At 71.8% G+C, this 26,258-nt stretch carries 20 protein-coding genes and 1 tRNA gene; 18 read left to right on the top strand and 3 right to left on the bottom strand.

Translation table 11 applies throughout. The features are described from left to right. The first annotated feature begins 278 nt into the window (after nt 1–278). The 5 genes from kdpA to AC1DZC_RS13525 are packed head-to-tail and all read left to right on the top strand — an operon-like array spanning nt 279 to nt 7,912. Nucleotides 279–1,943 carry a potassium-transporting ATPase subunit KdpA gene (kdpA, locus tag AC1DZC_RS13545; RefSeq protein WP_477043636.1) on the top strand — a complete coding sequence of 555 codons (1,665 nt, stop codon included), beginning with the start codon at nt 279–281 and terminating at the stop codon, nt 1,941–1,943. Beyond that, the gene (gene kdpB / locus AC1DZC_RS13540; RefSeq protein WP_477043635.1) at nt 1,940–4,051 is read left to right on the top strand and encodes a potassium-transporting ATPase subunit KdpB; all 2,112 of its coding nucleotides are present in this window, start codon (nt 1,940–1,942) and stop codon (nt 4,049–4,051) included. The genes kdpA and kdpB overlap by 4 nt, the downstream gene beginning before the upstream one ends. Continuing rightward, nucleotides 4,051–4,695: a potassium-transporting ATPase subunit KdpC gene (kdpC, locus tag AC1DZC_RS13535; RefSeq protein ID WP_477039977.1), complete on the top strand. Its 645-nt coding sequence runs from the start codon at nt 4,051–4,053 to the stop codon at nt 4,693–4,695. Before kdpB ends, kdpC begins: the two co-directional genes overlap by 1 nt. Beyond that, complete coding sequence (locus tag AC1DZC_RS13530; RefSeq protein ID WP_477043634.1) at nt 4,692–7,226, top strand: DUF4118 domain-containing protein; 2,535 nt, start codon at nt 4,692–4,694, stop codon at nt 7,224–7,226. Before kdpC ends, AC1DZC_RS13530 begins: the two co-directional genes overlap by 4 nt. Further along, nucleotides 7,226–7,912: a response regulator gene (locus AC1DZC_RS13525; RefSeq protein ID WP_477039979.1), complete on the top strand. Its 687-nt coding sequence runs from the start codon at nt 7,226–7,228 to the stop codon at nt 7,910–7,912. The genes AC1DZC_RS13530 and AC1DZC_RS13525 overlap by 1 nt, the downstream gene beginning before the upstream one ends. Before the next feature lie 48 nt (nt 7,913–7,960). Here AC1DZC_RS13525 and AC1DZC_RS13520 read toward each other — a convergent pair whose 3' ends face one another. From AC1DZC_RS13520 to AC1DZC_RS13510, 3 genes are all read right to left on the bottom strand, one after another. Further along, nucleotides 7,961–9,919, bottom strand: coding sequence for a potassium transporter Kup (locus AC1DZC_RS13520; RefSeq protein ID WP_477043633.1), 1,959 nt, complete (start codon nt 9,917–9,919; stop codon nt 7,961–7,963). Nucleotides 9,920–10,034: 115 nt separating this feature from the next. Further along, a tRNA-Arg gene (locus AC1DZC_RS13515) sits at nt 10,035–10,110 on the bottom strand. 76 nt (nt 10,111–10,186) lie between these two features. Continuing rightward, nucleotides 10,187–10,843 carry a FadR/GntR family transcriptional regulator gene (locus AC1DZC_RS13510; protein ID WP_477043632.1) on the bottom strand — a complete coding sequence of 219 codons (657 nt, stop codon included), beginning with the start codon at nt 10,841–10,843 and terminating at the stop codon, nt 10,187–10,189. Between the two features lie 93 nt (nt 10,844–10,936). Between AC1DZC_RS13510 and AC1DZC_RS13505 the strand changes: the two genes are divergently transcribed. From AC1DZC_RS13505 to AC1DZC_RS13445, 13 genes are all read left to right on the top strand, one after another. Then, nucleotides 10,937–12,229 (top strand): MFS transporter, encoded by a 1,293-nt coding sequence (locus tag AC1DZC_RS13505; RefSeq protein WP_477043631.1) that lies wholly within the window; start codon nt 10,937–10,939, stop codon nt 12,227–12,229. Nucleotides 12,230–12,260: 31 nt separating this feature from the next. Beyond that, nucleotides 12,261–13,940, top strand: a complete 1,680-nt coding sequence (gene argS, locus AC1DZC_RS13500) for an arginine--tRNA ligase (RefSeq protein ID WP_477043630.1) — start codon at nt 12,261–12,263, stop codon at nt 13,938–13,940. Further along, nucleotides 13,937–15,280, top strand: a complete 1,344-nt coding sequence (gene lysA, locus AC1DZC_RS13495) for a diaminopimelate decarboxylase (protein ID WP_477043629.1) — start codon at nt 13,937–13,939, stop codon at nt 15,278–15,280. Before argS ends, lysA begins: the two co-directional genes overlap by 4 nt. Nucleotides 15,281–15,390: 110 nt before the next feature. Beyond that, on the top strand, nt 15,391–16,698 hold the full coding sequence (locus tag AC1DZC_RS13490) for a homoserine dehydrogenase (RefSeq protein WP_477043628.1): 1,308 nt from the start codon (nt 15,391–15,393) through the stop codon (nt 16,696–16,698). Continuing rightward, entirely contained in the window at nt 16,698–17,768 is a 1,071-nt protein-coding gene (thrC, locus tag AC1DZC_RS13485; protein ID WP_477043627.1) for a threonine synthase, read from the top strand. The genes AC1DZC_RS13490 and thrC overlap by 1 nt, the downstream gene beginning before the upstream one ends. A 4-nt stretch (nt 17,769–17,772) precedes the next feature. Next, entirely contained in the window at nt 17,773–18,729 is a 957-nt protein-coding gene (gene thrB, locus AC1DZC_RS13480) for a homoserine kinase (RefSeq protein WP_477043626.1), read from the top strand. 282 nt (nt 18,730–19,011) lie between these two features. Beyond that, nucleotides 19,012–20,979 carry a transcription termination factor Rho gene (rho, locus tag AC1DZC_RS13475; protein WP_477043625.1) on the top strand — a complete coding sequence of 656 codons (1,968 nt, stop codon included), beginning with the start codon at nt 19,012–19,014 and terminating at the stop codon, nt 20,977–20,979. Between the two features lie 137 nt (nt 20,980–21,116). Continuing rightward, nucleotides 21,117–21,971, top strand: a complete 855-nt coding sequence (locus tag AC1DZC_RS13470; RefSeq protein ID WP_477043624.1) for a PPK2 family polyphosphate kinase — start codon at nt 21,117–21,119, stop codon at nt 21,969–21,971. 217 nt (nt 21,972–22,188) lie between these two features. Then, entirely contained in the window at nt 22,189–22,404 is a 216-nt protein-coding gene (gene rpmE / locus AC1DZC_RS13465; RefSeq protein WP_028051036.1) for a 50S ribosomal protein L31, read from the top strand. A 113-nt stretch (nt 22,405–22,517) separates the two neighbouring features. Further along, on the top strand, nt 22,518–23,606 hold the full coding sequence (gene prfA, locus AC1DZC_RS13460) for a peptide chain release factor 1 (protein WP_477039989.1): 1,089 nt from the start codon (nt 22,518–22,520) through the stop codon (nt 23,604–23,606). After that, the gene (gene prmC / locus AC1DZC_RS13455) at nt 23,603–24,493 is read left to right on the top strand and encodes a peptide chain release factor N(5)-glutamine methyltransferase (protein ID WP_477043623.1); all 891 of its coding nucleotides are present in this window, start codon (nt 23,603–23,605) and stop codon (nt 24,491–24,493) included. Before prfA ends, prmC begins: the two co-directional genes overlap by 4 nt. Continuing rightward, nucleotides 24,490–25,140, top strand: a complete 651-nt coding sequence (locus AC1DZC_RS13450; protein ID WP_477043622.1) for an L-threonylcarbamoyladenylate synthase — start codon at nt 24,490–24,492, stop codon at nt 25,138–25,140. Before prmC ends, AC1DZC_RS13450 begins: the two co-directional genes overlap by 4 nt. Continuing rightward, nucleotides 25,137–26,258: a glycosyltransferase family 4 protein gene (locus AC1DZC_RS13445; RefSeq protein WP_477039991.1), complete on the top strand. Its 1,122-nt coding sequence runs from the start codon at nt 25,137–25,139 to the stop codon at nt 26,256–26,258. The genes AC1DZC_RS13450 and AC1DZC_RS13445 overlap by 4 nt, the downstream gene beginning before the upstream one ends.

The raw sequence follows: 26,258 nt of genomic DNA, 5'->3' as shown, positions 1-26,258 counted from the left end.
GGCCAACGCCGCCGGCAGAGGCGTAGACCTGCGGATGCGACCCCGGTGCGGGTCGTCGGGTGGCGCCCCGAGGGCGCCCCCGCCCGCCGTCGAAGGTGCAGTGAGACACATGGCCGATGTGGCCTTCCTCGCGCTGACCGTGGTGTTCTTCGCCGCCGTCGCGCTCCTCGCCCGTCGGGCAGATCGCTCATGAGCGGGCTCGACATCACCGGCCTCGTGCTCGCCGGCGCCCTGCTCGTCTACCTCGTGGTCCAGCTGCTCCGTTCGGACAAGGTCCGATGAGCGCGACGTGGACCGCGATCGGGCAGATCGGGATCGTGGTTGTCGTCCTGGCCGCAACGCACCGACCGCTCGGTGACTACATCTTCCACACGCTGACGTCGACGAAGCATCTCGCCGTCGAGCGCGCGGGTTATCGGATCATGCGGGTCGACCCCGACGCCGAGCAGCGATGGAGCACGTACCTGCTCTCGCTGCTCGGGTTCTCGCTGGCGTCGGTGCTCGTGCTGTTCGGGCTCGGCCGGCTGCAGGACAAGCTCCCGCTCGACATCGGAATGCCGCCGCTCGATCCTGCGGGTGCATGGAACACGGCCGTCTCCTTCGTGACGAACACGAACTGGCAGTGGTACTCGGGCGAGGCGACCGCCGGTCACCTCTTCCAGATGGCCGGCCTCGCCGTGCAGAACTTCCTGTCCGCCGCCGTCGCTCTGGCGGTCGTCGCAGCGCTGGCGCGCGGGTTCGCGCGGTCGGGAACCGATGGCAGGGTGGGCAACTTCTGGGCCGACCTCGTCCGAGTGACCGTCCGCGTCCTGCTGCCGCTCGCCTTCGTCGCAGCGATCGTCCTGGTGGCCGCCGGTGCGATCCAGAACCTCAACGCCCACACCGAGATCACGACTCTGGCCGGTGGCACGCAGTCGGTGCTGGGGGGCCCGGTCGCGTCTCAGGAGGCCATCAAGGAGCTCGGCACCAACGGTGGTGGGTTCTTCAACGCCAACTCGGCGCACCCGTTCGAGAACCCGACGCCGTGGACCAACGCGCTCGAGGTCGTGCTGCTGCTGCTCATCCCGTTCAGCCTGCCCCGTACGTTCGGGCGGATGGTCGGCGACCGCCGGCAGGGCTGGGCGATCCTCGCGGCGATGTCGACCTTGTGGATCGCAGCGGTCGGGTTCCTGACGTGGGCCGAGATGGCCGGGCCGGGCCTGGTGCCGGCGGCCGCCGGTGGCGCGATGGAAGGCAAGGAGGTCCGGTTCGGCGAGGCCGCGTCGGCCCTGTTCGCTGCGTCGACGACGATGACCTCGACCGGCGCCGTCAACTCGATGCATGACTCGCTCACCGCGCAGGGTGGTGGCGTCGCGCTCCTCAACATGCTTCTCGGCGAGGTGTCGCCGGGCGGCGTCGGCAGTGGCCTGTACGGGATGGTCGTGCTGATCATCGTCGCCGTGTTCCTCGCCGGGCTCATGGTCGGGCGAACACCCGAGTACCTCGGGAAGAAGATCGGTCGACAGGAGATCACGCTCGTCGCCCTGTACATCCTCACGATGCCTGCGGTCGTCCTGATCGGTTCCGCGATCGCCATCTCCACACCGTCCGGTCTTGCCGGTCAGCTGCAGGGGGGGCCGCACGGGTTGTCCGAGATCGTCTACGCGTTCGCCTCCGCAGGGAACAACAACGGGTCCGCCTTTGCCGGCCTGACGGTCAACACGACGTTCTACAACACGCTGCTGGGTCTCGCGATGTTGGTCGGACGGTTCGTGCCGATCGCGCTCGTCCTGGCCATGGCAGGCCGGTTCGCCAGCCAGCGAAAGGTTCCTGAGGGCGCCGGCACGCTACCGACGCACACCCCGCTGTTCGTCGGCCTCCTGGTCACGGTGACCCTCGTCGTGGTCGGCCTGACGTTTGTCCCCGTCCTTTCTCTCGGTCCCGTCGTGGAGTCCCTGTCATGAGCACACCCCTTCTCGAGAAGCCCCCCGTCAAGCCCCACACGGTCGACGCGGCACCGTCCGCGCTGTCCCCGCGGCAGCTCCTCGCCGCGGTACCCGGCGCCCTGCGTGGCCTCGATCCGCGCCGGCTCTGGGACTCGCCCGTGATGTTCGTGGTCGAGGTCGGCGCCGCCTTCACCACCGTGCTGGCCGCGATCGAGCCGAGCATCTTCGCCTGGTCGATCGCCGCCTGGCTATGGCTCACGGTGGTCTTCGCGACCCTGGCCGAGTCCGTGGCCGAAGGACGCGGCAAGGCCCAGGCAGCCAGCCTGCGAGCGACCCAGCGTGAGACGACCGCCCGCAAGGTGGTCGGCGCGCCCGACGTCGCCAACCCGGAAACGACACAGGTCGCGTCCTCGACGCTCAAGGTGGGCGACGTGGTCGTGGTCGTGGCAGGGGAGACCATCCCCGGTGACGGCGACGTGATCGAGGGCGTTGCCAGTGTCGACGAGTCGGCCATCACGGGCGAGTCCGCGCCCGTGATCCGCGAGTCAGGCGGCGACAGGTCGGCCGTGACCGGCGGCACCGTCGTCCTGTCCGACCGGATCGTCGTGCGGATCACGGCGCCCGCGGGGCACACGTTCGTCGACCGGATGATCGCGCTGGTCGAGGGTTCGGAGCGGCAGAAGACGCCCAACGAGGTGGCCCTCAACGTGCTGCTCACCACGCTGACCATCATCTTCCTGCTCGCCGTCGTGACGTTGCAGCCGTTCGCCATCTACTCGGGCGCCCAGCAGAAGCTGATCGTGCTCGTCGCACTGCTGGTCTGCCTGATCCCGACGACCATCGGCGCGCTGCTCTCGGCGATCGGGATCGCGGGCATGGACCGCCTGGTGCGTCGCAACGTGCTCGCCATGTCGGGCCGCGCGGTCGAGGCAGCCGGTGATGTCGACGTGCTCCTGCTCGACAAGACCGGCACGATCACGCTCGGCAACAGGCAGGCCGCGGACCTGCTGCCCGCCGCGGGGATACCAGCCCAGGACCTCGCGGACGCCGCGCAGCTGTCCTCGATGGCCGACGAGACCCCGGAGGGCCGGTCGGTCCTCGTGCTCGTCAAGGAGCGGTTCGGGCTGCGCGAACGCCCTGAGGGTGACCTGGTGGGGGCCGAGCTCGTGCCGTTCGCGGCGCGCACACGGATGAGTGGGGTGGACCTTCCGTCCCATGCCGATCGTCCTGCCCGGGTCGTCCGCAAGGGTGCCGCTGCGGCGGTGACGCACTGGGTGAGGACGACCGGCGGGCATGCGGGTGCCGACGTGGCCGCGACCGTCGACGCGATCTCCGCGTCCGGCGGGACGCCGCTGGTCGTCGCCGAGCAGCTCGGAGACGCGCCGGCGCGGGTCCTCGGGGTCATCCACCTCAAGGACGTGGTCAAGGAGGGCATGCGCGAGCGGTTCGACGCGCTGCGGGCCATGGGAATCCGGACGGTCATGGTCACGGGCGACAACCCGCTCACCGCCAAGGCCATCGGACTCGAGGCCGGCGTGGACGACGTCCTTGCCGAAGCCACTCCCGAGGACAAGCTCGCGCTCATCCGCAAGGAGCAGGAGGGCGGGCGGCTCGTCGCCATGTGCGGTGACGGGACGAACGACGCCCCGGCCTTGGCTCAAGCGGACGTCGGGGTCGCGATGAACACCGGCACGACCGCGGCGAAGGAGGCCGGCAACATGGTCGACCTCGACTCGAACCCGACCAAGCTGCTCGAGATCGTCGAGATCGGCAAGCAGCTGCTCATCACGCGCGGGGCCCTGACGACCTTCTCCGTGGCCAACGACGTCGCCAAGTACTTCGCGATCCTGCCGGCCATGTTCGTCATCGCGTTCCCGCAGCTGCACGTGCTCAACGTCATGCACCTGACCAGCCCGGAGACGGCGATCCTTTCGGCCGTCATCTTCAATGCGCTGATCATCGTCGCTCTCCTGCCGCTCGCCCTGCGCGGGGTCCGCTACCGGCCCTCGTCGGCGTCGGCCCTGCTGCGACGCAACCTGCTGGTGTACGGCGTCGGCGGCGTGATCGCGCCGTTCGTCGGGATCAAGCTCATCGACCTGATCGTCACTGCCCTAGGGATGTCCTGATGACTACCACCCCCCGCCCGCACTACTCCACGGGCTCCGACACCGTCTCGTTCGTCCGGCAGACCTGGGCCGGCCTTCGGGTGCTCCTCGTGCTCACCGTGGTGCTCGGGTTCGCCTATCCCCTCGCCGTCATGGGCGTCGCGCAGGTCGCCCTCCGGTGGCAGTCCCACGGCTCGCTCGTCAGCTCCTCCGGCGAGCGGGTGACCGACCCTACGGACGCCGTCGGATCTCTGCTGATCGGGCAGGTGTTCGACGGACCGCAGTGGTTCCACCCGCGGCCCTCCGCGGCCGGTGACGGGTACGACACCCTCGCCTCGGCGGGATCCAATCTCGGTCCGCTGAACGAAGACCTGCTCTCGACCGTGCAGGAGCGCCGCTCCTCCGTGGCAGCCGAGGAGGGCGTCGACCCGGCCGACGTGCCCGTCGACGCGGTGACGGCATCCGCCTCGGGTCTCGACCCCGACATCTCCCCGGCCTACGCGGCCCTGCAGGTCGCGCGGGTAGCGAAGGAGCGCGGACTCTCGCAGGACCAGGTGCAGGCCCTGGTCGAGGACACCACGGTCGGTCGTGATCTCGGCGTCCTCGGCGAGCCGCGGGTCAACGTCCTGCGCCTGAACCTCGCCCTCCAGGAGCTGGGCGCATGATCCGGCCCGACGAGGGCGGCGGCCCCGGCGCCGGCCGCCCTCGTCGGGGTCGGCTCACCGTCTACCTCGGCGCAGCCCCCGGCGTCGGCAAGACCTACGCCATGCTGGACGAGGCCCATCGTCGTCTCGCGCGGGGCACGGACGTCGTGGTCGGGCTCGTGGAGGACCACGGTCGAGCAGCCACCGCGGCGCAGCTGGTGGGCCTGGAGGTCCTGCCGCGTCGAACGCTGACCTACCGGGACACCGAGTTCACCGAGCTCGACGTGGACGCCGTCCTGGAACGGGCGCCGCAGGTGGTGATGATCGACGAGCTCGCACACACCAACGTGCCGGGCAGCCGTCACGCCAAGCGCTGGCAGGACGTCCACGACGTCCTCGACGCGGGTATCGATGTGGTCACCACCGTGAACGTGCAGCACCTGGAGTCGCTGAACGACGACGTCGAGGCGATCACGGGGGTCAAGCAGCGCGAGACGGTGCCGGACCACGTCGTGCGCGACGCGGACCAGATCCAGCTGGTCGACCTCTCGCCGGAAGCCCTGCGCCGTCGGCTCGCGCACGGCAACGTCTACCGGCCCGAGCAGATCGATGCCTCGCTCAGCCAGTACTTCCGGGTCGGCAACCTGACCGCCCTGCGCGAGCTGGCACTGCTGTGGCTCGCCGACCGAGTCGACGACGCCCTCACGACCTACCGGCGCGAGCACCGGATCGAGTCGCCCTGGCCCGCTCGCGAGCGCGTGGTCGTGGCCGTCACCGGCGGACCGGAGGGGGACACGTTGCTGCGACGCGGCGCACGGATCGCCCAGCGGGCGGCCGGCTCTGAGCTCCTCGCCGTGCACGTGCTCGCGACCGACGGCCTGCCGAGCGCACCGCCAGCGCGGATCGCCGAGCAGCGCCGGCTCGTCGAGTCGCTCGGGGGCACGTTCCACACGGTCGTGGGTGAGGACGTCCCGAGCGCTGTCGTGGACTTCGCCCGCGGTGTGAACGCCTCGATGATCGTGGTGGGTGTGTCCCGGCGCAGCCGCTGGCGAGAAGCCGTCCGAGAGAGCAACGGCACCGAGATCGCCCGGCTCGCCGGCATGGTCGACGTCCACCTGGTGACCCACGAACGCGCCCGCGCCGGCACCCGCCGGACGGGACGGGGATCGGCGTTGTCCGGCCCGCGCCGGACTGCCGGCTGGGTGGTCGCTCTGCTCGGCCCGGTCCTGCTGACTGTTCTGCTGAGCACGATGCGCGAGCTCGTGAGCCTGCCCACCGAGCTCATGCTCTTCTTGGCGCTCACAGTCCTGGTTGCCCTCATCGGCGGACTCTGGCCGGCCATCGTCAGCGCGATCGTCGGCTTCCTGCTGCTCAACTGGTTCTTCACCATGCCTACCGGGAGGCTGACCATCGCCGAGCCGGAGAACGCGCTCGCGCTGGGGGTGTTCGTGCTCGTGGCGGCCGGGGTCGCCTCGGTCGTGGACCTCGCTGCGCGGCGCACGACCGAGGCGTTCCGCGCCCGGGCTGAGGCGTCCGCCCTCGCCACCATCTCCCGGTCGGTGCTCTCCGGCGAGGACACCGCGGCTGCCTTGGTCGCACGGCTGCGCGAGACCTTCACGCTGGAGGCGGTCTCGCTGCTCTCGAGGAACGGGAACGGCTGGGACGTCCTGGCGACGGACGGCGTCGATCCGGCCATCGATCCGGAGACGGCCCAGGTTGTCCTGGCCGTGGACGACGACCGGGTGCTCGCGCTGACCGGTCGCGTACTTCCGGCCAGCGACCGCCGGGTGCTCGAGGCGTTCGCTTCTCAGGTCGGGCTCGTGCTGGAGCAGGAGCGACTGCGGGCCCAGGCGGAGCAGGCGCGCATCCTCGGCGAGGCCGACGCCACCCGCACCGCTCTGCTGGCCGCCGTGTCGCACGACCTGCGCACGCCGCTGGCGACCATCAGAGCGTCGGTCGACGGGCTGACGTCGGCTGATCTGGACCTCGACGACGCCGACCGCGCGGAACTCGTGGGGACACTCGAGGAGTCCACCGCGCGGCTGGAGCGCCTCATCGACAACCTGCTCGACCTGTCCCGGTTGCAGACCGGTAGCGTCCGACCCGTGCTGCGGGCGACGAGCCTCGACGAGATCGTGCCCTTCGCGATCGAGGGCTACCCGCCGGGCGCCGTCGTCCTCGACGTGCCGGACGACCTCCCGCTCGTGCACACCGACCCGGGCCTCCTCGAGCGCGTCGTGGCCAACCTCGTGTCCAACGCGGTCCGGCACGCCAGAGCGGGCAGCCCCGTGGTCGTGGGATCGGCCGTCGTCGGCAACGGCGTCGTCGTGCGGGTTGTCGACGACGGCCCTGGCGTGCCCGACGACGTCAAGGAGCACATGTTCGACGCGTTCCAGCGGCTGGGGGACACCACCGGGAACGGCCTGGGTCTGGGGCTCGCGGTCGCCGACGGGCTCGCGACCGCCGTCGGAGCTGAGCTGAGCGTCGAGGACACCCCGGGCGGTGGACTCACGATGCTGGTCACCGTTCCCCTCGCAGAGACGGCAGCCTGATGGCGGGCAACAAGATCCTCGTGGTCGACGACGAACCCGGCCTGGCGCACGCGCTGTCGATCACGCTGCGCGCTGGAGGCTGGGAGGTCACGACCGCGGGCGACGGAGCATCGGCGATCTCAGCAGCGGCGTCGCACGCTCCCGACGTGGTGCTGCTCGACCTCGGGCTCCCTGACATGAGCGGGCTGGACGTCATCACGGCGATCCGCGGCTGGAGCCACATGCCGATCGTGGTCCTGTCGGCCCGCCAGCACGGGGAGGACAAGGTCGACGCCCTCGACGCCGGGGCCGACGACTACGTGACCAAGCCGTTCGCCATGAACGAGCTGCTCGCTCGGCTCCGGGCAGCGGTCCGACGGGCGTCCGTCCCGTCCGAGACCGATGACGCCGTCGTCGTGGCCGGAGCCTTGACCGTGGACCTCGCCCGCCGGCGCGTGCTCCGGGACGGGTCCGAAGTGCGGCTGAGTCCCACCGAGTGGTCCATGCTCGAGGTGCTGGTCCGCAACCGCGGGCGACTCGTGGGTCGCGTGCAGCTGCTCCAGGAGGTCTGGGGGCCGGGCTATTCCGACGAGACCCACTACCTGCGTGTGTACTCCGCCCTGCTCCGCCGCAAGCTCGAGGACGACCCGGCGCACCCCCGCCACATCATCACCACGCCCGGGGTGGGATACATCTTCGAGACGTGATGGCCGGCCTCCTCCGGGCGTCGGCGACGGCCGGAGGACGTCGCTGGGCTACAGGTCGACGTTGGCGCCCATGATCACGGTCCGATCCGGTGGCAGGTGGAAGACCTCGGTGCGGCTCGCGGCGTTGTTCGCCATCCAGACGAACAGTCGCTCGCGCCAGTTCTTGCGATGCGGAGCCGCAGCGGCGTGCACGGCGAGGAGCGAGAGGTAGTAGTGGGCGTCGTCGACGTCCAGCGTGAGCTCGGGGCTCTCGCCGATGGCCAGCCCCAGGCCGCGTGGGATGTCCTGGCTGTCGTTGAACCCGACGTGTACGCAGACGTGCACGATGCCGTCGTCGGCGTAGCCGAGGTCGTCGACGACGACCCGGTCGACGTGCCGGATGTGCGGGACGTTCTCGTTGAGGATCTGCACGATGACGACGTGCTCGTGCAGCACCTGGTTGAACGCGACGTGCGAGCGCAGTGCCAGCGGGGTCGTCAGCTTGTTCGGATGGGGGAAGACCGCCAGGCCGGGCACGCGCGGGACGCCCGTCTCTCGGACCATCGCGACGAAGTCGTCGAGGGGCCCTTCGAGCTCGGCGCGCCGGGCGAAGAGTCTCTCGGCGCCGGACCGCCACGTGGTCATGAGCGTCACGACGATGGCGGCGATGAGAAGTGGGAGCCAGCCGCCGCTGACGATCTTGGTGAGGTTGGCCGCGAAGAAGACGAGCTCCAGGCCGACGATGACGACGCCGTACGCAGCGACCTTCCACGGCGCCCAGCGCCAGATGCGCTTCGCGAGCAGCAGGAACAGCAGGCTGGTGAGCAGCAGCGTCCCGGTGACGGCCAGACCGTAGGCGGTGGCCAGCCGGCTCGAGCTGCGGAACACCGCGATGAGGACGAGCACACCGAAGAACAGGATCCAGTTGACCGCCGGCACATAGATCTGACCGCCCTCGTGCCGCGACGTCTGACGCACCGAGAGCCGGGGGAGCAACCCGAGCCGCACGGCCTGACGCGAGACCGAGAAGGCACCCGAGATCACGGCCTGCGACGCGATGACCGTCGCGAGCGTCGCCAGGGCCACGAGGGGGAGTGTCGCCCAGGTAGGCGCGAGGTGGAAGAACGGGTTCTCGACCGTCGCGGGGTCGTCCAGGATCATCGCGCCCTGCCCGAGGTAGTTCAGGGTCAGCGCCGGAAAGACGACGGCGTACCAGCCCAGCCGGATCGGCGCCGGCCCGAAGTGGCCCATGTCGGCGTACAGCGCCTCGGCACCGGTGATCGTCAGCACGACGGCACCCATCGCGATGAACGCCGTCGCCGGGTGTTCGACGACGAAGGCGACGGCGTAGGTGGGCGACAGCGCCCGCAGGATCGCCGGGTTCGCGGCGATGTGCGGAACGCCCAACGCGGCCAGGACGACGAACCACAGTGCCATGACCGGTCCGAACGCCCGCCCGACCACCGTGGTGCCATATCGCTGGACGACGAAGAGCACGGTGAGGACCGCCACGGACGCTGGCAGCACGAGCCGCTCGAACGACGGGTCGGCCACCACGACCCCCTCGATGGACGACATGACCGAGATCGCCGGGGTGATCACGCTGTCGCCGTAGAACAAGGCCGCGCCGAAGATCCCGAGCATCGTGGCGATCGCGAGCCGACGTCTGTCCGCGAGCTTCTGGCGCAGCAGCGCGACGAGCGCGAGGATGCCGCCCTCGCCGTCGTTGTCGGCCCGCATGACGAGCGCGACGTAGTTCACCGACACCACGACCGCGATGGACCAGAACACCATCGAGATCACGCCGTACACGTCGACAGCCGTCGGCAGGACGCTGTTGTGCTCGATGCTGAAGACCGTCTGCAGCGCGTACAGCGGGCTCGTGCCGATGTCCCCGAAGACGACGCCCAAAGCTCCGAGCGCCAGCAAGGACCGGGTGCCGTGCCGGGTGTGGCGGGTCTCGCGGACGTCCGCGTGGTCGGCGGCCTGCTGTCGTGCGCCGCCTAGGGATGCCTGCTTGCGTGTCACTCCGGAATGGTGGCACGCCGCGGGAGCAAGATCGCCAGTCGACAGGCACGCGGCTGGGCGACCGCTCGTCGGGGCCGGCCACCGCGACACGGTCAAGACGTTCCTGCAGTTCAGATGGTGCCCGCGAAAGGACTCGAACCTTCGACCTTCTGCTCCGGAGGCAGACGCTCTATCCACTGAGCTACGCGGGCCGGGCACACGCCGGTAGACGACGCGGTGCCCGACACTACCAGCCGACGCCCGGCCGGTCCGAACGCGAATCAGGGGTCAGCGCGTCTCGCCCAGCAGGGCCGACAGGTACCGCGTCGTCTCGTCGGCGGCCCGCTCGTGGTCGCCCGCGACGATCGCCTCGACGAGCGCGTCGTGCGAGTCGTGGCCGTGAGTGTCCGTGACGAAGTTGAAGCGGATGTTCTCGCCGATCGCGGCCAGCAGGTTCTCGTAGAGCTCGGTCAGCACCGGGTTGGCGCCTGCCCGCACGATCTCGCGGTGCAGGGCGAGATCGGTGGCGACCATCGCGTCCAGGTCGCCGGCCCTGTAGGCCGCCGAGCGCTCGTCACGACGGTCCGAGAGGGCGGTCGCCTCGTCGGACGTGCGCCGACGGGCCGCGAGCCGCGCGGCCTCCACCTCGAGGGCGCGGCGGACCTCGACGACGTCGCGCTGGCGGGCGTCGGCGATCTGGCGGCCCATGGTCACGGCCAGCTCGGAGCGCGAGAGCACGTAGGTGCCCGAGCCCTGGCGGCGTTCGAGCAGGCCGGCGTGCACGAGCGACTGCACGGCCTCGCGGACGGTGTTGCGGCCCACGCCGAGCAGGTCGGCGAGCGCGGGCTCCGGCGGGATGCGCGCGCCGACCGGCCATTCCTGCGTGGTGATCCGCATCCGGAGCTCGTCGACCGCGGTGTCGATCAGTCCGGTCCGTCGTGGCATCCGGTTAGGCTCCGTGTCCAGGCATGCGGTGCAGTCAACACCGGCAGGTCGGGCTCGCGCCAGACCTGCAAGGGATGATCTGCTGACCGCCGCGTGCTCGGATCAGGAGTGCTCGAGGTGTCGTCGTCCGTGCCCGCGACCGGGCGATCCGTCGCACCATGGCACGGGCGTCTCGTCGTCCTGGCGGCGATCGTCCTGGTCGGTCTCAACCTTCGGCTGGCCGTCGCGGCGGTGTCCCCGATCTTCAGCTCGCTGCGCGAGACGTTCCCGGTCTCGACGACGCAGGTCGGCCTGCTGGGCACCATCCCGGTCGCGTCCTTCGCGCTCTTCGGAGCCCTCGCCGCGCCGATCGGGCGCAAGCTCGGGCTCGAACCGGCGATCATCCTCGCGATGGCGTTCGCGGTCGTCGGCCAGCTGCTGCGGGCCGTCGCGCCGAACATGCCGGTGTTCCTCGGCTGGTCCGTGCTGGCGCTCGGCGGGATGGGCATGGCCAACGTGCTGCTGCCACCGCTGGTGAAGCGGTACTTCCCCGACCGCATCGGCGCGGTGACCGCGAGCTACTCCGTCGCGCTGACCGTGAGCACGGCGGTGCCGCCGCTCGTGGCGCTGCCGGTCGCGCTCGCTGCGGGCTGGCGGTTCTCGGTGGGGATGTGGGCCGTGGTGGGCGTCGCGGCGATCGTGCCGTGGCTCGTCGTCGTGACCCGGTCCATGGCCGCGCGCTCGCACCTGCGGGAGATCTTGCGACGAGCTCCGAGAGCAGACCGTCCAGCCCTCCTGGTCCGCTCCGGCGCCGCCGAGTCGAGGCTGGTCTGGCGCTCGCGGCTCGGCTGGGCACTGGTGCTGACGTTCTTCGCCAACACGACGGGCACCTACGTGATGTTCGCGTGGCTGCCGCAGATCCTCGAGGACGCTGGGCTGGGCAGCGAGGTGGGCGGACGCTGGCTCGCCGTCTTCGCGATCCTGGGCCTGCCCGCCGCGCTGTTCGCCCCGATCCTGACGGCCCGGATGCGCAACCCCTACCCGTTGGTGGTGCTGTTCGTCAGCTGCTGGATCGTCGGCTACCTCGGGCTGTGGCTCTCGCCGGCTCAGGGGACCGCGATCTGGATGATCCTGTGCGGAATCGGCCCGGGCGCCTTCCCGGTGCAGCTCGCGCTCATCGGGCTGCGGACCCGGACTCCCGCGATCGCGTCCGCGCTGTCGGGGATGGTGCAGGGGCTCGGCTACGCGCTGGCCATCGCCGGGCCGGTCGGGATCGGGCTGCTGCACGAGGCGACCGACTCCTGGACCGCGCCGTTCATCGTTCTGCTCAGCCTGCTGGTGCTGCTGCTCGTCGCGGCCTGGTTCGCCTGCCGCCCGACGATGCTGGGCGACGAGCCGGCGGCATAAGGCGTTCCCGGGCGTCGGTACCCTGGCTCCCGTGACTCCCGCTCAGCTCTCCGAGGCCCTCCGGGCCGCCCTCGTGCACGCCGTCGACGACGGAACGTTCGCCCTCGACCCGGCCGCGATCCCCGCGACCGTGCACCTGGAGCGACCGCGGCAGCGCGAGCACGGCGACTGGGCCACCAACGTGGCGATGCAACTGGCCAAGAAGGCCGGCAGCAACCCGCGCGCGTTCGCGGAGGAGCTCGCCCGTCGGCTGGAGTCCACCGAGGGCGTCGCGTCCGTGGAGGTCGCCGGCCCCGGCTTCCTGAACATCCGGCTCGACGCCGCGTCCGCCGGTGAGCTCGCCCGCTCGATCGTCGAGCAGGGCACCGAGTACGGGCAGAACGAGACGCTGGCCGGCGTCTCGCTGAACCTCGAGTTCGTCTCGGCCAACCCGACCGGTCCGCTGCACATCGGCGGTGTGCGCTGGGCGGCCGTCGGCGACAGCCTCGCCCGTGTCCTGCAGGCGTCCGGCGCGACCGTCGCCCGCGAGTACTACTTCAACGACCACGGCGCGCAGATCGACCGCTTCTCGCGGTCGCTGCTGGCGCGCGCTCTGGGCGAGCCGGCCCCCGAGGACGGCTACGGCGGCGAGTACATCAGCGAGATCGCGGAGCAGGTCGTCGCGGACGCGCTCGCGGCCGGTGAGACCGATCCGCGCACGCTGCCGACCGCCGAGGCGAACGAGGCGTTCCGCGCCCGCGGCGTCGACCTGATGTTCGCGGAGATCCAGAAGTCGCTCGAGGACTTCGGCGTGCACTTCGACGTCTACTTCCACGAGGACTCGCTGCACAGGTCCGGTGCCGTCGACCGCGCCGTGGCGCGGCTGCGCGAGCAGGGCCACATCTTCGAGGCGGACGGTGCGGTCTGGCTGCGCACGACGACCTTCGGCGACGACCGGGACCGCGTGATCATCCGGTCCAACGGCGAGGCGGCCTACATCGCGGGCGACATCGCGTACTACCTGGACAAGCGCGAGCGCGGGTTCGACCGCGTGGTCATCATGCTCGGCGCCGACCACCACGGGTACATCGGCCGCATGATGGCCGTCTGCGCGGCGTTCGGCGACGAGCCGGGCGTCAACCTCGAGATCCTCATCGGGCAGCTGGTGAACCTGGTCAAGGACGGCGCTCCGGTCCGGATGAGCAAGCGCGCCGGGACCGTCGTGACGATCGACGACCTGGTCGACGCCGTCGGCGTGGACGCCGCCCGGTACGCCCTCGCGCGCTCGTCGGCGGACTCCAGCATCGACCTGGACCTCGACCTGCTCGCGAGCGCCAAGAACGAGAACCCCGTGTTCTACGTCCAGTACGCGCACGCGCGCTCGGCGTCGGTCGACCGCAACGCGGAGGCCACCGGGGTTCGTCGCGAGGACGGGTTCGACGCCTCCCTGCTCGACCACGAGAGCGACTCCGTGCTGCTCGGCTCCCTCGCGGAGTTCCCGCGGATCGTCGCCCAGGCGGCCGAGCTGCGGGCCCCGCACCGGGTCGCGCGCTACCTGGAGGACCTCGCCGGCGACTACCACACCTGGTACGGGCAGGTCCGGGTCGCGCCGTTCGGCGACGAGGTCGTCGGCGACGTGCACCGCACCCGCCTGTGGCTCAACGACGCCACGCGTCAGGTCCTGGCCAACGGGCTCGCGCTGCTGGGGGTTTCCGCCCCGGAGCGCATGTGACCGGCGAGCCCTGGTCGACCGGGGTCTCCCGGTCCGCCGCCGGCGTCGTGTCGGTCGGCGGGGTGTCCGTCCAGGCGCTCGCCGACGGCTTCGGGACGCCGGCGTACGTCGTCGACGAGGCCGACCTGCGCGCGCGTGCCCGCGGGTACCGGCGTGCGTTCGAGACCGCGTTCGCCGAGATCGGCGCGGGCGTCGACGTCTACTACGCGGGCAAGGCGTTCCTCTCCGTCGCGGTCGCGCGGTGGGTCCACGAGGAGGGTCTGCGCGTCGACACCGCCACGGGCGGCGAGCTCGCGATAGCCCTGCGCGCCGGCATCCCCGGCGCGGACATCGGCCTGCACGGCAACAACAAGTCCGACGACGAGATCGCGCGCGCCCTGTCCGCGGGCGTCGGCCGGCTCATCGTCGACTCGCTCGTCGAGATCGACCGCGTGGCCGACTCGGCCTCGGTGGAGCACCCGGCGCCCGTGATGGTCCGCGTGACCACCGGCGTGCACGCGGGCGGCCACGAGTACATCTCGACCGCGCACGAGGACCAGAAGTTCGGACTGTCGATCCACGCGCCATCCGGGGACAGCCCCGCGATGCAGGGGCTGCTCAAGGTGCTCTCCCGCCCGGAGCTCACGCTGCTCGGCATCCACTCGCACATCGGCTCGCAGATCCTCGACCCGTCCGGCTTCGAGGTCGCGGCCCGGGCGGTGCTCACCCTGCGCGCGCAGCTCGCCGAGCGCACCGGCGTGCTCGTCGACGAGATCGACCTCGGCGGCGGCTACGGCATCGCCTACCTGCCGGGGGAGGTGTCGCTCGACCCCGACCGCATCGCCAAGGACATCGCCTCCTCGGTCGCCGCGAGCGCGCACGACCTGGGCACGCCGCTGCCGCGGTTCTCCATCGAGCCCGGCCGCGCGATCGTCGGACCCGCGGGCCTGACCCTCTACACGGTCGGCACCGTCAAGCCCGTCCGCATCGACGACGGCTCCGTCCGTACCTACGTCTCGATCGACGGCGGCATGAGCGACAACATCCGCCCGGCCCTCTACGGCGCGCAGTACCACGCGGAGATCGTCGGGCGCTCGTCGCAGGAGCCGACGGTCCTCGCCCGCGTCGTCGGCAAGCACTGCGAGTCCGGCGATATCGTGGTGCACGAGGTCCAGCTGCCCGGCGACGTCCGCGCGGGCGACCTGCTCGCGGTCGCGGCGACCGGGGCCTACGGGCGCTCGATGGCCTCCAACTACAACCAGGTCCCGCGCCCGCCGGTGATCGCGGTGTCGGGCGGCGCCAGCCGCGTGCTCGTCCGTCGCGAGACCGAGGACGACCTGCTCGCGCTCGACCAGGGCTGACCGGACCGCCACCGGGCAGGTTCTCCACCCGTTGGCCACCGACCGGCCGGGCTGACGCCTGCCCCTATCCTGGGGTCGCCGTCGCCCACCCATCGACCGGAGGCCGTCCCGTGTCCTCGTCCGTCCCCGCCCACCAGCCCCTGCGCGTCGCCGTCCTGGGCTGCGGCGTCGTCGGTACGGAAGTGGTGCGGCTGCTGACGACGCAGGCGGACGACCTGGCAGCGCGGGTCGGCACCCGCCTCGAGCTGGTCGGGGTCGGGGTCCGCAACCTCGACGTCGAGCGCGACGCGGTCGTCGACACCGCGCTGCTGACCACCGACGCCGAGGGGCTCGTCGAGAAGGCGGACGTCGTCGTCGAGCTCATGGGCGGCATCGAGCCGGCCCGCTCCCTGCTGCTGCGGGCGATCGCCTCGGGCGGGTCCGTCGTCACCGCCAACAAGGCGCTCCTCGCCCAGGACGGTCCGACCCTCTACGCCGCGGCCGACGAGGCCGGTGTCGACCTCTACTTCGAGGCGGCCGTCGCCGGTGCCATCCCGATCGTTCGCCCGGTGCGGGAGTCGCTGGCCGGAGACACCGTCAAGCGCGTGCTCGGCATCGTGAACGGCACCACCAACTACGTGCTCGACAAGATGGCCTCCGAGGGCCTCGACTTCGAGCAGGCCGTCAAGCAGGCCCAGGCGCTGGGGTACGCCGAGGCGGACCCCACCGCGGACGTCGAGGGTTTCGACGCCGCCGCCAAGGCCGCGATCCTCGCGTCGCTCGCGTTCCACACGCGGGTGTCGCTGGACGACGTCGACCGGCAGGGGATCACGAGCATCACCGCCGACGACGTCCTGTGGGCCGAGCGGACCGGGTACGTCATCAAGCTGCTGGCGATCGCCGAGCGCGGAGTCGGCGGCGTCCAGGTGCGCGTGCACCCGGCCCTGGTCCCGTCGCAGCACCCGCTCGCGGGCGTCCGCGGCGCCTACAACGCGGTCTTCGTCGAGGCCGAGGCCGCCGGTGAGCTCATGTTCTACGGTCGCGGCGCCGGCGGGCAGCCGACCGCGTCGGCCGTGCTCGGCGACGTCGTCTCGGTCGCCCGGCACCGCGTGCTCGGCGGCCGCGGGCCGGTCGAGTCGTGGTACGCGGAGCTGCCGGTGCTCCCCGCCGACCAGGCCCGCACGCGCTACCAGCTGCGCCTGGACGTGTCGGACCGCCCGGGCGTCCTCGCCCAGGTCGCGGCGGCCCTCGCCGACCACCAGGTCTCGATCGAGACGGTGCGGCAGTCCCCGCTCAACGAGGTGGACACCGACGTCGCGCACCTCGTCATCACCACGCACGCGGCCCCCGACCATGCCCAGCGCGCCACGCTCGAGGCCATCGAGCGCCTCGACGTGGTCCAGCGCGTCGTCTCCGTCCTCCGAGTCGAAGGATCCTGATGGCCCACCAGTGGCGCGGCGTGATCGCCGAGTACGCCGACCGCCTGCCCGCGCACGTCCAGACGCACGTCGTCAGCCTCGGCGAGGGCGGCACGCCGCTCGTCTTCTCGCCCACGCTCTCGCAGGCGACCGGCGCCGAGGTGCACATCAAGGTCGAGGGCATGAACCCGACCGGGTCGTTCAAGGACCGCGGCATGACGACCGCGATGTCGGCGGCCGCGGCCCGGGGCGCCAAGGCCGTCGTGTGCGCCTCGACCGGCAACACGAGCGCGTCGGCCGCCGCCTACGCCACGCGCGCCGGCATGGTCTGCGCCGTGCTCGTCCCGGACGGCAAGATCGCGATGGGCAAGCTCAGCCAGGCCGTCGCGCACGGGGCGACCCTCCTGCAGGTCGACGGCAACTTCGACGACTGCCTGGTCGCCGCGCGCAAGCTCGCCGAGGCGTATCCCGTCGAGCTGGTGAACTCGGTGAACCCGGACCGGATCGAGGGCCAGAAGACGGCGGCGTTCGAGATCGTCGACGCCCTCGGCGACGCCCCCGACATCCACGTCCTGCCGGTCGGCAACGCCGGCAACATCACCGCCTACTGGAAGGGCTACCGCGAGTACGCGGAGTCGGGTCCGGCCACGCGGACGCCGATCATGTGGGGCTTCCAGGCCGACGGCGCCGCCCCGATCGTCCGCGGCTACCCGATCGACCAGCCCGAGACGATCGCCACGGCCATCCGGATCGGCAACCCCGCGTCCTGGCAGCAGGCCGAGGAGGCGCGCGACGTCTCCGGCGGGCTCATCGAGGCCGTCACCGACGAGCAGATCCTCGCCGCCCACCGCATCCTGTCGGCCGAGGTCGGCATCTTCGTCGAGCCGGCCTCCGCGTCCGGCGTCGCGGGGCTGCTGGCCCTGTCCGCCGAGGGCCGCGTCCCGGCCGGTGCCCAGATCGTCATCACGGTCACCGGGCACGGGCTGAAGGACCCGCAGTGGGCCCTGCGCACCCCCGACGGCGGCGAGGTCGTGCCCGTGCGCGTGACGTCGGACGTGGTGTCCATCGCCACGGCCCTGAGCCTGGACTGAGAGCGTGCGTCTGGGGGCGGACCACGTCCGCGTGCGCGTCCCGGCCACGAGCGCCAACCTCGGGCCGGGCTTCGACGCGCTCGGCCTCGCCCTCGACCTCGCCGACGAGCTCGAGGTGCACGCGCTCGGCTCGCCGGGCGTGCGCGTCGAGGTCACGGGGGAGGGCGCGGGACAGGTTCCCGACGACGAGCAGCACCTGGTGGTCAGCTCGCTGCGGGCCGCCCTCGACCACGTCGGCGCACCGCAGACCGGCCTGCACCTCGTCTGCCACAACCGCATCCCGCACGGCCGTGGGCTCGGTTCGTCGGCTGCCGCCGTCGTCGCGGGCATCGTCGCCGCGCGCGGCCTGATCGCCGAGCCCGAGGCCCTCTCCGACGACGTCGTGATCGACCTCGCGGCGAGCATCGAGGGCCACCCCGACAACGCCGCTCCCGCGGTGCTCGGCGGCGCGACGCTGGCGTGGAAGGACGCGACGGGCTTCCGCGCCATCGGGCTGAGCGTGCACCCGTCGGTCGTGCCGATCGCCGTCGTCCCGCCGACCCACCTGTCGACGAAGGCCGCCCGCGGCGTGCTCCCGGCCACGATCCCGCACGCCGACGGAGCGTTCCAGGCCGGGCGCGCGGCCCTGCTGGTCGAGGCGCTGGGCCGCCGGCCCGAGCTGCTGCTGACCGCCACCGAGGACCGCCTCCACCAGGAGTACCGCCGCTCGGTGATGCGCGACTCGCTCGCCCTCGTCGACCTCCTGCGCTCGCGCGGGGTCGCGGCGGTGGTCTCGGGCGCGGGCCCGACGGTCCTCGTCCTCGCCCGCAGCACCGGTCTCGACGACGGCCTGGTGCAGACCGACGCGGACGAGGCGATCGCGGCCGCGTTCGGCGGTGCGATGGGTGGCTGGAAGGTGCTGCCCCTCGCCGTCGACCGGGCCGGAGCGACCGTCGAGCTCGTCTCGCCGTCCAGCAGATGAACCCACCGGGTGAAGTACGCCGGAGTAGGTCAGTCGTCAAGGTGGAGCAGCCGACAGTGGTAGCATCGATGCGTTCCCCGGACCTCGTCCTCAGGTAACCCGCGTCGTTCTTGACCGGGTGCCGAAGAAGAGTCGACGACCCGGGAACGATCCAGCCCATCGCGCGCAGACGTCGTCGTACGCAGCGTGTGCGGCTCCACCACCGTCTTGGTCATCACGACCGGACGTCGGCCGATCCCCGAACCAACGGGTCCCGGCCACCGACGAGGGGAAGGGTCCTTCGTGACAGACATCATCGAACCCGCCGTGAGCACGTCCGGCGGGTCCGCCCGCGGCGCCATCTCGGCGCTCCGCCTGCCCGAGCTGCAGGCGATGGCGTCCGAGCTGGGCGTCAAGGGCACCTCCAAGATGCGCAAGGGCGACCTCGTCCAGGCCATCTCGGACGCACGCGGGGGCTCGCGCCCCCAGGCACTGGAGCCGCGCCGCTCGGAGAGCAGCGCGAGCACGGTCGTCGCCGAGCCGCCCGCCCGGGCCGCTCGCGCGCCGCGCACCAAGGCCGCGCAGTTCGAGCTCGACGTCCCGGTGCAGACCGAGCGTGCCCCGCGCAACGACGCGCCGAAGGGTGACGCGCTCGCCGGCCTCGAGGCCGCGCTGGACGCCAAGCTCGCGCCGGTCGACGACCGGGCGGCCCGCGCGGCCGACGCCGTCGGCACCGTCACGGGGGAGCGCCGTTCGCGCCGCTCGGGCCGTGGCGCCGGTGCCCCGCAGGGCGGCGAGGACGCCGCTGCGCAGGGCGGCCAGCCGCAGCAGGACCGCCAGCAGGCCAACGGCCAGCAGAACGGCCAGCCGCAGCAGGAGCGTCAGCAGGGCGCCCAGCCGAACCGTCAGCAGGGCGGCACGCAGCAGGGGGCCCAGCAGGGCACGCAGCCGCGTCGCGAGGTCCAGGACGGCGAGGACGGCGAGGAGCGCGGCGGTCGTCGTCGGCGCTCGCGCGACCGGTACCGCGACCGCGACCGTGACCGCAAGGGCCGCGGCACGCGCCGTCCGGGCCCGGGCGAGCTCGCCGGTCTCGACGACATCGAGGTCAGCGACGACGACATCCTGCTTCCCGTCGCCGGCATCCTCGACCTGATGGACAGCTACGCGTTCGTGCGCACCACGGGCTACCTGCCCAGCGCCGCGGACGTGTACGTCTCGCTCAACCAGGTCAAGCGCTACGGCTTGCGCCGCGGCGACGCCGTCACCGGCGCGATCCGACAGCCCCGCGAGGGCGAGCAGCAGCAGCCGCCGCAGGGCAACCGGCCCAGCAAGTTCAACGCGCTGGTCCGCCTCGACTCGATCAACGGCGCCGAGCCGGACGCGGCCAAGAACCGCCCCGAGTTCAGCAAGCTGACGCCGCTCTACCCGCAGGAGCGCCTGCGCCTGGAGACCGAGCAGACGAAGCTCTCCGCCCGCGTGATCGACATCGTCGCGCCCATCGGCAAGGGCCAGCGCGGCCTCATCGTCGCGCCCCCCAAGGCGGGCAAGACGATCATCATGCAGCAGATCGCCAACGCGATCACGACCAACAACCCCGAGGTCCACCTCATGGTCGTGCTCGTCGACGAGCGCCCCGAAGAGGTCACGGACATGGAGCGCACGGTCAAGGGCGAGGTCATCGCCTCGACCTTCGACCGCCCCGCCTCCGACCACACGATCGTCGCCGAGCTCGCCATCGAGCGCGCGAAGCGGCTGGTCGAGCTGGGCCAGGACGTCGTGGTGCTCCTCGACTCGCTCACGCGTCTGTCGCGGGCCTACAACCTGGCCGCCCCGGCGTCCGGGCGCATCCTGTCCGGTGGTGTCGACGCCTCGGCGCTCTACCCGCCCAAGCGATTCTTCGGTGCCGCGCGCAACATCGAGAACGGTGGCTCGCTCACGATCCTCGCCTCGGCGCTCGTCGAGACCGGCTCCAAGATGGACGAGGTCATCTTCGAGGAGTTCAAGGGCACCGGGAACATGGAGCTCCGGCTCTCCCGCGGCCTCGCCGACAAGCGCATCTTCCCGGCGGTGGACGTCAACGCGTCCGGCACGCGCCGCGAGGAGATCCTCATGGCGAACGACGAGCTGAAGATCATCTACAAGCTGCGTCGCGTGATGGGCGCCCTCGACCAGACCCAGGCCATCGAGCTGCTGATCGGCAAGCTGCGCGAGACCAAGTCGAACGTCGAGTTCCTCCTTCAGGTCCAGAAGACCACCCCCGGCGGCGAGTAGCACCTCGCCCGCCGACGAAGGCCCCGCGCTCCCCTCGGAGCGCGGGGCCTTCGTGCGTCCGGGCGGTCACGGACGGCGGGGGCGTCGACAGGCCGCTAGCGTGCAGAGGTCGCACCGTCGCGTACCTGGAGGCATCGATGGCGAAGTCGTGGACCACACCGCCCGAGGAGGCCCTGCGGGTGGTGCCGGGCTTCGACCTGGCGACCGCGGACCTGGCGGCGACGCCCGGCTGGGAGCACGGCGAGTCGGCGGCGCTCAAGCGGCTCGACTCGGACGGCGAGCACCTCAGCGACGCGCAGGAGCGGCTGTTCGCGCACGGTCGCGCCGGCGGCACCCGCTCGGTCCTGCTGGTCCTGCAGGGCATGGACACCGCGGGCAAGGGCGGGATCGTGCGGCACGTCCTCGGCCTCGTCGACCCGCAGGGTGTCCAGCTGAAGTCGTTCGGCGTCCCGACGGACAAGGAGCGCAAGCAGCACTACCTCCAGCGGATCCGCGAGGCGCTGCCGGCGGGCGGCCGCATCGGCGTGTTCGACCGGTCGCACTACGAGGACGTGCTGGTGGTCCGCGTGAACAAGCTGGTCCCGCCGGAGGTCTGGGAGCCGCGGTACGACGAGATCAACGCCTTCGAGCGCGAGGTCACCGAGGCCGGCACCGTCATCGTCAAGGTCGCGCTCCTGGTGTCGCCGGCCGAGCAGAAGGCTCGCCTGCGCGAGCGGCTGGAGCGCCCCGACAAGTACTGGAAGTACAACCCCGGCGACGTCGACGAGCGCGCCAAGTGGCCGCTCTACCAGGAGGCCTACCAGGCGGTCCTCGACCGCACGAGCACCGACGTCGCGCCCTGGTACGCGGTCCCCGCGGACAACAAGTGGTACGCCCGGCTGGCGGTCGGGCGCCTGCTGCGCAACGCCGTCGAAGGCCTGCACCTCGGATGGCCGCGCGCCGAGTTCGACATCGAGGCCGAGAAGGCCCGCCTGGACGCCCAACAGTTCTGACGGGCCTCAGGCCGCAGGCCACCTGCCAACCCCGGCGACGGACCCCGGGCGGCGACCCCGCCCCGCGGCTCGGCGAGTGATCAGCGTCATGTCCCGCTGCTGTCGGGATGATTTCCGGGTGGTCCGCTGTTCTGGCACAATGCTCTGTTGGTCTGCGGTTCACCTGCGCGCGATCGCGTGCGGGACCCGGAGACACCCCAGCGAGGAGATTTGACTGATGAAGGCTGACATCCACCCCGAGTACGTGACCACCGAGGTCACCTGTACCTGCGGCAACACGTTCACCACGAAGTCCACGGTGACCAGCGGCAAGATCCACGCCGACGTGTGCAACGCCTGCCACCCGTTCTACACGGGCAAGCAGAAGATCCTCGACACCGGCGGCCGTGTGGCCCGGTTCGAGGCGCGCTACGGCAAGAAGGCCGCCAACTAGCAACCCCGCAGCGCCGGTGCCCGGCGCGGACGACTGCCCTCCATGGCAGTGTTCGCGCGGGCACCGGCGCTGTGTCGTTGTCGGAGAACCATCAGCCAGAGGACACCAGCACCATGAGCGAGGCATTCGCCGCCGCCGAGCCGCTGCTCGCCGAGCACGCGCAGATCGAGGCGCAGCTGGCGGACCCCGCCGTCCACGCCGACGCCGCGAACGCGCGCAAGCTGGGCCGCCGGTACGCCGAGCTGGGTCAGGTCGCGCAGGCGTACACCGCGTGGAAGGCCGCGAGCGACGACGCCGAGGCCGCCCGCGAGCTGGCGGAGGTCGACGAGGGCTTCGCCGCCGAGCTCCCCGGGCTGGAGCAGGCCGCGACGGCCGCCGCCGCTCGTCTGCGCGAGGTCCTCATCCCGCGCGACCCCGACGACGCCCGCGACGTGATCCTCGAGGTCAAGGCGGGGGAGGGCGGCGAGGAGTCGGCGCTGTTCGCCGCCGACCTGCTTCGGATGTACCAGCGGTACGCCGAGAAGATGGGCTGGGCGACGCAGCTGCTCGGCGCCACGGACTCGGACCTCGGCGGCTACAAGGACGCGCAGCTCGCCATCAAGTCCCGCGGAACGCCTCTGCCGGAGGACGGCGTCTGGGCGCACCTGAAGTACGAGGGCGGCGTCCACCGCGTCCAGCGCGTGCCGGTGACGGAGAGCCAGGGCCGCATCCACACGTCGGCCGCCGGCGTGCTCGTGTTCCCCGAGGTGGAGGACGAGGCCGAGGTCGAGATCGACCCGAACGACCTGCGCATCGACGTCTACCGGTCCTCCGGCCCGGGCGGGCAGTCGGTCAACACCACCGACTCGGCGGTCCGGATCACGCACCTGCCGACCGGCATCGTCGTCTCGATGCAGAACGAGAAGTCGCAGCTGCAGAACCGCGAGCAGGGCATGCGCGTGCTGCGCGCCCGCATCCTGGCCGCCCGCCAGGAGGAGGCCGCGGCCGCCGCGAGCGAGGCTCGTCGGAGCCAGGTCCGCACGGTCGACCGTTCGGAGCGCATCCGTACGTACAACTTCCCGGAGAACCGGATCGCCGACCACCGCACCGGGTACAAGGCGTACAACCTCGATGCCGTCCTCGGCGGCGACCTGGCCCCCGTGGTGCAGTCGGCGATCGACGCCGACGAGGCAGCGCGTCTGGCGGCGGCGGGGGACGCGTGAGCACGCCGTCCCTGCGTGACCTCGTCGAGGGCGCGACCCGCCTTCTCGACGAGGCCGGCGTCCCGTCGCCCCGCCACGACGCCACCGCGCTGGCCGCGCACGTCCTCGGCCTCGAACGCCTCGAGCTCGTCGTCGCGCCACCCGTCCCGGACGGGTTCGCCCAGACGTACGCCGGCCTGGTCGAGCGCCGTCGGCAGCGCGAGCCCCTGCAGCACCTGGTCGGCTCGACGGGCTTCCGCTACCTGACCCTCGGTGTCGAGCCCGGCGTCTTCGTACCGCGCCCGGAGACCGAGGTCGTGGCGCAGGTCGCGATCGACGACGCCGCGCGCCTGGCGGCCCCGCTCGTCGTCGACCTCTGCTGCGGCGCGGGCGGCATCGCCATCTCGGTCGCGATGGAGGTGCCGGGCGCGACCGTCGTCGCGGTCGACCTCTCGCCCGAGGCCGTCGCCCTGACCAGGAAGAACGCTGTCCGCAACGGCGCGACGAACCTGACGGTCGAGCACGGCGACGTCGCAGACCCCACGCTGCTGCGGCGCCTGGACGGAACCGTCGACGTCCTCGTCGCCAATCCGCCGTACATCCCGCCCGACGCCGAGCCGGTGGAGCCCGAGGTCCGCGACCACGACCCCGACCTCGCGCTCTACGGCGGCGGGCTGGACGGCCTCGAGGTCCCGCGAGCGGTCCTGCGGGCCGCCGCCCGGCTGCTCAGGACCGGCGGTCTGCTCGTCATGGAGCACGCCGAGGTCCAGGACGCGGCGGCCCGCGCGGACGCGCTTGCCACGGGCGCGTTCGAGCAGATCGAGTCGCGCGACGACCTCACGGGACGCCCCCGGATGCTGGTCGCGCGCCGGAACTCTCACCCTCTCGTGACAGACTCGGCGCCGTGAACCAGCGCATCACGGCGGCGAGCGACCCCGCGACCTGGGGACCCGCGATCGACGAGGCGGTCAACGTGGTCTCGCGCGGCGGGCTGATCGTCCTGCCCACCGACACGGTCTACGGGATCGGTGCCGACGCCTTCACGCCGCCCGCGGTGCAGGCGCTCCTGGACGCCAAGGGCCGTGGCCGGCACATGCCGCCGCCGGTCCTCATCGCGGACGTGGCCACGCTCGACGGCCTCGCGATCAACGTGCCCGTGGGCGCGCGCGCCCTGGCGACGCAGTTCTGGCCGGGCGGGCTCACGCTCATCGTGCACGCGCAGCCGTCGCTCGCCTGGGACCTCGGCGAGACGCACGGCACGGTCGCGCTGCGCGTGCCGGACCACCCCACGGCGCTCGCTCTGCTCAAGCGGACGGGTCCGCTGGCCGTCTCCAGCGCGAACACGACGGGCAACCCGGCCGCCGTCAGCGCCGAGGGCGCGTACGAGCAGCTCGGCGACGCGGTGTCGGTCTACCTCGACGCCGGCGACGCGCCCGGCCAGGTGGCCTCGACCATCGTCGACGCGACGGGGGAGACGCTGCGCCTCGTCCGCGCGGGTGCGATCAGCCTCGAGCAGCTGCGGGAGATCGCGGACGTGGAGGAGCCCGCTTCGTGAGGGTCTACCTGCTCGTCATGTTCATCGCGGCCACGGTCGCCTACCTGACCACGCCCCTGGCCCGCTGGTTCGCGCTCCGCTGGGGCGCCATCACCGCGGTCCGCGAGCGGGACGTGCACGCGATCCCGACGCCGCGGCTGGGCGGCATGGCGATGTTCGCGGGCATCCTCGTCGCGGTCGTCATGGCCAGCCGGCTGCCGTTCCTGGAGAGCGTGTACGCCAACCCGCGGCCGCTCATCGGCATCGTCGGCGGCGCGGCCATGGTCTGCGCGCTCGGGGTGGCCGACGACATCTGGGACCTGGACTGGCTGACCAAGCTCATGGGTCAGGTGCTCGCCGCCGGATTCCTGGTGTGGCAGGGCGTGCTGATCTACCAGCTCCCGATGGGCGGGCAGCAGCTCGTCGGGTCGCAGGCGATGTGGACGTTCCTCACGGTCCTGACGGTCGTCATCGCCATGAACGCGGTGAACTTCGTCGACGGGCTCGACGGGCTGGCCGCCGGGGTGCTGGCGATCGGGGGGACGGCGTTCTTCCTGTACGCGTACCTGCTGACGCGCGACGTCAACTCCGGCACCACCTACGCCAACGCCAGCCTGGCAGCCCTGGTCCTCATCGTGCTGGTGGGTGCCTGCGTCGGCTTCCTCCCGCACAACCTCTACCCGGCGCGCATCTTCATGGGCGACTCGGGCGCGATGCTGCTCGGCTTCGTGTTCTCGGCGGCCGCGATCGTGGTGACCGGGCAGACCGAGCAGGTGCTCGTGCGGCAGCGGTTCCCCGCGTTCCTGCCGATGGTCCTGCCGTTCGCGGTGCTGCTGCTCCCGCTGCTCGACATGGGGCTCGCGATCGTCCGCCGCGTCGGCAAGGGCAAGTCACCGTTCCACCCCGACCGCATGCACCTGCACCACCGTTTGCTCCAGCTCGGCCACTCGCACCGTCGCGCGGTGGCGATCATGTACGTCTGGACGGCCGTCTTCGCGTTCGGCGTCGCCGCCCTGTACCTGTGGTCGACGACGACCGTCCTGCTGCTGTTCGGCGGCGCCGTCGTCGTCGCCACGATCCTCACGCTCGGACCGCTGCGCGGCCGGGCGGCCACCCCGCACCTGGAGCCCACGCCGTGA

The sequence above is a fragment of the Cellulomonas sp. P2_B4 genome (assembly GCF_056404795.1).
Note: the sequence above shows the minus strand (reverse complement) of the source record. Positions and strands in the feature narration are given on the sequence as shown.